General features: G+C 39.9%; 6 protein-coding genes. 3 read left to right on the top strand and 3 right to left on the bottom strand.

Features of this window, described 5'->3' with window-relative positions:
* Window positions 1-1,683 (top strand): alginate export family protein (locus JWG41_RS11235; protein ID WP_205270019.1); only part of this gene is annotated, 1,683 nt, incomplete at its 5' end.
* Between the two features lie 80 nt (window positions 1,684-1,763).
* Here JWG41_RS11235 and JWG41_RS11230 read toward each other — a convergent pair.
* Window positions 1,764-2,447: a TetR/AcrR family transcriptional regulator gene (locus JWG41_RS11230; protein ID WP_205270018.1), complete on the bottom strand. Its 684-nt coding sequence runs from the start codon at window positions 2,445-2,447 to the stop codon at window positions 1,764-1,766.
* A gap of 132 nt (window positions 2,448-2,579) precedes the next feature.
* Between JWG41_RS11230 and JWG41_RS11225 the strand changes: the two genes are divergently transcribed.
* Window positions 2,580-3,539 carry an NAD(P)-dependent alcohol dehydrogenase gene (locus tag JWG41_RS11225; RefSeq protein WP_205270017.1) on the top strand — a complete coding sequence of 320 codons (960 nt, stop codon included), beginning with the start codon at window positions 2,580-2,582 and terminating at the stop codon, window positions 3,537-3,539.
* Window positions 3,540-3,605: 66 nt separating this feature from the next.
* Here JWG41_RS11225 and JWG41_RS11220 read toward each other — a convergent pair whose 3' ends face one another.
* Window positions 3,606-3,893, bottom strand: coding sequence for a hypothetical protein (locus JWG41_RS11220; protein ID WP_205270016.1), 288 nt, complete (start codon window positions 3,891-3,893; stop codon window positions 3,606-3,608).
* Window positions 3,894-3,964: 71 nt separating this feature from the next.
* Window positions 3,965-4,801, bottom strand: coding sequence for a PAQR family membrane homeostasis protein TrhA (gene trhA / locus JWG41_RS11215; protein WP_205270015.1), 837 nt, complete (start codon window positions 4,799-4,801; stop codon window positions 3,965-3,967).
* Window positions 4,802-4,939: 138 nt separating this feature from the next.
* Between trhA and mgtA the strand changes: the two genes are divergently transcribed.
* A complete protein-coding gene (gene mgtA / locus JWG41_RS11210) occupies window positions 4,940-7,486 on the top strand; it encodes a magnesium-translocating P-type ATPase (protein WP_205270014.1) in 2,547 nt (848 codons plus the stop codon).
* The last annotated feature ends 71 nt before the right edge of the window (window positions 7,487-7,557 follow it).

The following is a 7,557-nucleotide window of genomic DNA, read 5'->3' as shown; positions in this document are numbered from 1 at the left end:
CCTCCGCCCCCACCTCCTGCTCCCCCAGAAGAACCAGCGGAATATGTAAGTCCGATGAAGGGAAATTTAACGGGAGAGTATTTAAAGAGCATTCAAGTTACCGCCAAACAAAGAAAGGCGATCCAAGAAAATACAAACCTTTGGTTTGCCGACAGGTTTCGTGTTGGTTTTGGAATTCGACCCAAGGCCGATTCCCTTTACAACACGGACTTCGATCGTTCAACTCCTGATAACAGAAATACAGTCAGTAACCAAACTCAATTTTATTTGATTGGAGATTTATCTCCGAACATTGCTTTCAAACTTTCTTTTCAAGATGTAAGGCTTTGGGGAGGAGAGATCGTCAATGGATCTTCTGACCAAAAATTGGCAGTCATTCCCAACTCAGGCATTCTTGTGGATACGTCCAAACAAAGAGAAGTCGCGCTGAATAATTACACAGGATTTCGAGAAGCATTTTTGGATTTAAAAACAACCAACCAAATGTTTCGAGTCAGAACAGGACGTCAAATTTTAGATTTTGGAGATGGAAGGATCGTTGGTTCCAGAAATGATAGTTTGAATGGAAACTCCTTTGATGCCATCCGAACCACCATTACCATACAAAAACAAAGTTTAGATTTTTTTGGTGCTGTCATTGGTTCTGAAAACAATGCCAATAGTATGATTTCCAACAATTCCACGCGCCTTGGTGGAACAGGGAATGCTTCTTATTACGGTGCACACTACGGAATCAAACCTTGGGAATGGTTAGGGATCGAAGTGTATAACTTCACTCTATACAAACAAAAACAAAAAGCTACCAATACAACGGCTAATTATGGATCTGATATTTACTATAGAGGACCAGACCAACTCAATACTTCTGGATTTCGCCTAACAAACCGTACGAAGGGCAATATGATCGCTAGTGAAACAGGAATCGACTGGATGGTCGAAGCTGCTTGGCAAACGGGATTTACCGGAGAACGAGTCTCCCCGGATTGGTTGAATAAAACAGGAACCTACACTACTGACAAAAAAACGGGAGAAGCACCTCCTTTATCGGATGTTGTGCGATACAAGGCGAACATTGTAACAGTTCAGTTGGGATACACTCCCGTCAAAGAATTTCGCATTGGCGTACAGTATGTCCAAGCATCGGGAGATCCCAATCGAAATGACGGGAGTGTGGCGACATATAACCCACTCTTTGCTACAAGACGGATGGCGGGAGGAGGACTTCCTTTTGCCGGAAACGGAAACTCCGGAATGGTTTTTTGGCAAAACATCAAAGATTATTCGGTTCATATCAAATACGAATCGGCAAAATGGGGAACTTTTATCTTAAATCCGCACTGGTATTACAAGGTAAAACTCCAAGATGGATATTATGATAACAACAGCTATGTGGCAGGAAGTAAGGCAACTGGAGAAACAGCTTCTACAGAAGACTATTATAATACAGAAGCATATAATCCGAACCGTCCGAAACTAGGAAAACATGTGGCAACAGAAATCAATTTTATCTACATTGTCACTCCATTTGAAAATGTTTCGTTCTGGTTTGGCGCCAGTTCCCTTTATGCAGGAGATGCCATTCGGAACCAAAAAAACAATCCTTATGAAACAGACCCATATCATAGATACGATCTAAAGCCAAACTCGAGTTATTTTACCATCCAGAGTGTGTTCGCAATCTAAAAACGAAGAATTTCGTTAGTAAATCAGCCTATATACTGTTAGTTTATAGTAACTTACAGTATATAGGAATGAAATCAGTTTTATTTTTGATCCAATCCATTCAAAATCAAATTCAAACCAAATTCAAAGTCATGAAGCCCATTGTATTTTCCAGAGATGACTTCTTTGGTTAGATTGGTTAAATGCGGATAGGGACTCGATTTTAAAAAGGGCAAAAACCCTTCGGCTTTTTTTGCATATTCCTTTGGATCGATAGGAAAATTCAACTCTTGTAATATAAAACCGTAAATATGACTATCGATTGTATTGATGATATGGTCGGCAGCTTGTAAAGAAAATCCAGCGGAATGAAGACACCCAAGCGTTGCATCAAAGTAGGTTAACATGGATTCTCCAACATTCATTCGCGATACAACAAGAAGAGTGACCCAAGGATGTAGAATCAAAATTTCCCGAGCCGACTTAGCCCTTTTTTTCATTTCTTTTTTCCAATCACCACCTATCTTCGGTAAGCTGATTTTGGAAATTACCAAATCAACGATTCCATCCAAGACTTCATCTTTATTTTTCACATGATTGTATAAAGACATAGCCTCAACACCCAGTCGAGATGCCAAATTTCGCATAGACAATTCTTCCAACCCAAACTCATCGGCAAGTTGAATGGCAGATTCTAAAACCAATCCCCTGGATAGGACCTGACGTTTTTTAACTTTTTTCGGATGTTTAGCAGAACTTGACTTAGGTTTCTTTTTTTGATTCACCGCCTCTCCTTCCCTATTTTTATCACAAATTCGAATCTATTTCCATTATTTTATCTCCAATTTATTAAGAAATAAATTTCCTTGACAGACTTACACCGTAAGCCTGAATGAGTGAATTAGGAGACCCGTCCATTGAAAGTCATTACCGCAAGAAAGTATGGAACCCCTGAAGTCCTTCAAATGGAAGAGTGGGAAACCCCTTCCCCCAAAAAAAATGAAATCCGCATTCGAAATCATAAATCCGCTGTTAATTCCGCAGACTGGCGCCTTCGTAAACCGGATCCGAAATTAATTCGTTTGTTTTTTGGAATCATTAAACCCAGACAACCCATCCTTGGGACATCAGTATCTGGCGTCGTAGATGCTGTGGGAGAAAACGTTACGAAGTTTAAAGTAGGAGACAAAGTGTTTGGTTCCGCAGGTATGCGAATGGGAGCTTATGGAGAATTTGTTTGTATGAAAGAATCCTCTGTGATCACAATCCTTCCTAAAGAGATTTCCTTTTCCGAAGGAGCTGGTTTACCCTTTGGAAGTTTGACGGCTCTTGACTTCCTTCAAAAATCTAAGATCCAAAAAGACCAAACTATAATTATTTATGGGGCTTCGAGTTCTGTGGGAACTTCCGCCATCCAGTTGGCGAAACATTTTGGAGCCATAGTCACAGCTGTTTGTAGCAAAGGAAATTTTGATTTAGTCAAATCCATCGGTGCCGACTCTGTTATGGATTATGAAGAATTTCATTCAGAGAATCATAAAAAAACCTATGATATTGTTTTTGAATGTGTGGGTAAATCTTCCATCCCCTCGAATTTACTTCACCTAACAAAAGGCGGAGTTTTGGTTTTAGTCGGTGCCTCCTTCAAAGATATGTTCCAAGCCGCTTGGATTTCCTTAACCAAAGGGATCCATGTTCAGTTTGGACCGATTGCCGAGACAATCGATCACTTAAATTATTTAACGGAGCTGGCGCAGAAGGGAAAATTGAAAGTGGTGATCGACAAGTCCTATCCACTGGAAGCCATGGCCGAGGCACACAGGTATGTGGAAGCGGGTCATAAAAAAGGAAACGTTGTGATCGATATTTCAAACTAATGTTAGTTTGGTGTAGTTCTGACTTAAAAACTACCACAAGATTTTGCGGTAGTTTTCCCAGTTGGTTTAGTTGATTTTTATTTGAGTTTTTTGGTTTTGTTTTAGAGTTTCTGCAAAAGTCAGATCCTGATAAGGACGATCAACTTTACAAACCTTTACATTGGCAGCCGTGGAACAAGAGGCAGTTCCCGAGATCTTACAACCTTTGGCTTCGCAAGCCTTTCGGTCTTTTCCTCGGCACTGCTCACAACCATTGGAGCTACCACTCCCACATAGAAAACAATCTTCTGCCATCAGGGCAGTGGATCCCAGAACCGTCATCAGTAGAAAACTAATCGTGACCAATGTTCTCATATTTTCTCCTTACTTTCTGTTTAGAAACAGAAAGAGGAGTGAAATTTAACTGCCTGCAATTAATTGACAAATCAATTTTTCAAATTCGGAATGGGAGGGATCACATAAAACAAAATAGCAAAAAAATGACAAATACTTCCCGAAAGAACAAATAGATGCCAAATGGCATGGTTGAAGGGCAGACGATCCCAAAGATAAAAAATAACCCCTACCGTATAACTAAGACCTCCCGCCACAAGCCATGAGATCCCACCGATACCGATAGCGGTTCGGATATCTTTCATCACAAAAATCGCAAGCCAACCCATAAGGATATAAACCACAACACGGGCACCACTATACTTTCCAGGAAAAAGTAACAATAATAAAACTCCAATAAAAGCTAAGACCCAAATCACAAGGAATAAGGTCCAACCCCACTCCGAATGTTCACGCAAACTAACAAGCGTAAATGGAGTGTACGTCCCAGCAATCAAGAGATAAATCGAAGCATGATCAATCACCTTAAAGATACGTTTTGTCGCCGTATGGTAAATTCCATGGTATAAAGTAGAAGCAAGATATAAAATGATGAGAGTGGCGCCATAGACAGCAGAACTCACTACATGCCAGATATTTCCATACAAAACAGCCATAGTGAGCAAAAGAGAAAGTCCAGCAATGCTTAGGCCCCCACCAATTCCATGTGTGACTGCATTGGCAATTTCATGACCAATAGAATACTCATGTATGGAATCAATCAGTTCAGCAACTGTATGTTTTGATTCCATCTGCAAACTTAGATGGGAATTAGATCTCTGGTCTTTGGTTACCGTTTTTGGTTTGGATTGAGACAGTGATTTAGTTGTTTGTTTTTTTGATTGAATAGTTTTTTTTGCGGGTTTTGATTTTGACTTTTTCGCTTTCATAGATGGATTTCCATAATCAAGATTCCATCCATTTCTTTAGTCAATCGAAAGAAATAATAAGACTTGAAGTTGGATAACAAGAGAGGAGAGTTCTTTAGAATCTATTTAACTGTCTCTGTTCTTATTTGAGGTCTACGTATGCAATCCATTCCCAATATATCCGCTTGGTGGCAAAAATCATTGATTGATACATTCGAATCCTTAAAGACCGGATCTACAGGACTCAAATCAGAAGAGGTGATCCGCAGACTCCAACAATTCGGTGCCAATCGTTTTATCGACCACAAAACGAAAGCCATATGGCGCCAACTATTGGGTCGATTTAGAAACCCTCTAATTCTCCTTTTACTCTTTGCCAGCGGTATCTCCGCTTTCTTGGGCGAAATATCAAATTTCATCATCATTTCAGTTTTAGTTTTGTTTAGTGTTCTTTTAGATTTTATACAAGAACACAAAGCAGGAAAAGCAGTCGATAGTTTGCGCCAATCTGTGTCTGTCCAGACCAGAGCCGTTCGAGATAGCATAACCATGAATGTCCCAGTCTCAGAAATAGTTCCTGGTGATTTAGTTCTATTGTCCGCAGGTGATATGATACCTGCCGATGCTAGGGTAATCGATGCAAAGGATTTTTTTGTCAAACAAGCACTCCTCACGGGAGAAACATACCCAGTGGAAAAACATCCAGGAGAACTGGCTATTATTTCTAACGACATAACAGATGCATCCAATTCTGTTTTTATGGGAACAACAGTGATTAGCGGCAGTGCCAAGGTCGTAGTTGTGCACACTGGTGTGAATACCGCAATGGGCGCTATTGCCGATAGCCTAACCATAACACCACCCGCGAGTTCTTTCGAATTGGGAACCCAAAAGTTTGGCATTCTCATTATGCGTATGACCTTTCTACTTGTATTATTTGTCCTCTTGGTGAATGCGATTTTACACAAACCATGGCTTGATTCATTTTTATTTGCAGTTGCTTTGGCTGTTGGATTAACACCAGAACTATTACCGATGGTAATTTCCGTAACACTCTCTCGCGGTGCGCTACTGATGGCAAAAAAAAGAGTGATCGTAAAACAACTTTCTTCGATTCAAAACCTAGGCTCTATGGATACACTTTGCACGGATAAAACAGGAACTCTTACCGAAGCAAAAATTAAATTAGAAAAACATGTCAATCTTTCAGGAGAAGTCAGCGAACGTGTATTAGAATTGGCATATCTAAACAGTTTCTTTGAAACTGGATTAAAAAGTCCTTTAGATGAAGCCATTCTGGATCATGAAGAGATTGATGTTAGCCTTTGGAATAAAGTAGATGAAGTCCCATTCGACTTTGAACGAAGGAGAGTTTCTGTTTTATTAGACCATTCAAAAAGTAAAAACCGTATCCTTGTTGTAAAGGGAGCACCAGAGGAAATCATTCGACTTTGTAAAAATTATGAAATAGATAAAGGAAACTTTCGCCCCATAGATTTAGAAGCAAAGGAAAAAATCCAATCCCTTTATTCTTCTTTAGAAAAGGAAGGTTACCGTGTACTCGGCATTGCATGGCGAGAAGAACCAATTGATCATACACATGCTGTAGTCAGTGATGAATCGGAATTAATCCTATCTGGATTTGCCGCATTTTTAGATCCACCTAAAGAAAGTGCCAAGACCGCCTTATCTTCGCTAAACGAAATTGGAATTACTGTTAAAATTATTACTGGAGATAGCGAATTAGTTACCCAACATGTCTGTTCAGAATTAGGGTTGCCCATCCAAGGAGTTCTTACAGGTAAAGAACTCGATACGATCGATGACTCTGCGCTTAAGATTAAAGTGGAATCTACGAATCTATTCTGCAGAATGAATCCTACTCAAAAAAACAGAATTATTTTAGCACTTAAACAAAGAGGCCATGTAGTTGGATACCTAGGTGATGGAGTCAATGATGCTCCTTCTTTGCACTCTGCCGATGTAGGATTGTCAGTAGATTCAGCAGTGGACGTAGCCAAAGAAGCAGCAGATATGATATTATTAGATCATGATTTACACGTATTATATGAAGGTGTAATGGAAGGGAGACGAACTTTTGGCAATATAATGAAATATATAATGATGGGGACCAGTTCTAATTTTGGGAACATGTTTAGTATGGCGGGAGCCGCTATGTTTTTACCATTCCTCCCAATGTTACCCACTCAAATTCTCCTCAATAACTTTTTATATGACCTCTCTGAAATACCAATACCTTTAGATGAAGTAGATAAGGAAGAATTACGATTACCTCGAGTCATGGACATTAGTTTTATACGCAATTTTATGCTAACGATTGGACCCATAAGTTCTCTATTCGATTTTCTGACTTTTTATGTAATGCTCATTGTGTTAAAGGCGAATGAAGCCTTATTTCAAACAGGTTGGTTTGTAGAATCACTTTGTACACAAGTCCTTGTTATCTTTATCATCCGAACCCGTGGCAACCCGATCAAAAGCAGGCCTCACCGATTGCTTGCGCTTGTGTCTTTAAGTATCGCAGCCATTGGTGCAATCTTACCTTTCACAGAGGTTGGAAGTTACTTCGGACTTGTGCCACCCCCGATGGAATTTTATGCCATCTTAGCATCAATGGTTGTCATCTATTTACTAGTGGTGGAGACTGCGAAAAGGGTTTTTTATCACTTTCATCATATAAGGTAACAATACTGCGCCAGGAATCGAAGCGGAAATCCTTTGCACGAACGTGCAAAGATTGGAGCGAAGAGTCCGGT

This window comes from Leptospira chreensis, assembly GCF_016919165.1.
GTDB lineage: Bacteria > Spirochaetota > Leptospiria > Leptospirales > Leptospiraceae > Leptospira_A > Leptospira_A chreensis.
Note: the sequence above shows the minus strand (reverse complement) of the source record. Positions and strands in the feature narration are given on the sequence as shown.

Bases quoted from the DNA above. Each gene is read 5' to 3' on its own strand.
- JWG41_RS11220 (WP_205270016.1), bottom strand. From the start codon at position 3,893: ATGAGAACATTGGTCACGATTAGTTTTCTACTGATGACGGTTCTGGGA.
- trhA (WP_205270015.1), bottom strand. From the start codon at position 4,801: ATGAAAGCGAAAAAGTCAAAATCAAAACCCGCAAAAAAAACTATTCAA.
- mgtA (WP_205270014.1), top strand. From the start codon at position 4,940: ATGCAATCCATTCCCAATATATCCGCTTGGTGGCAAAAATCATTGATT.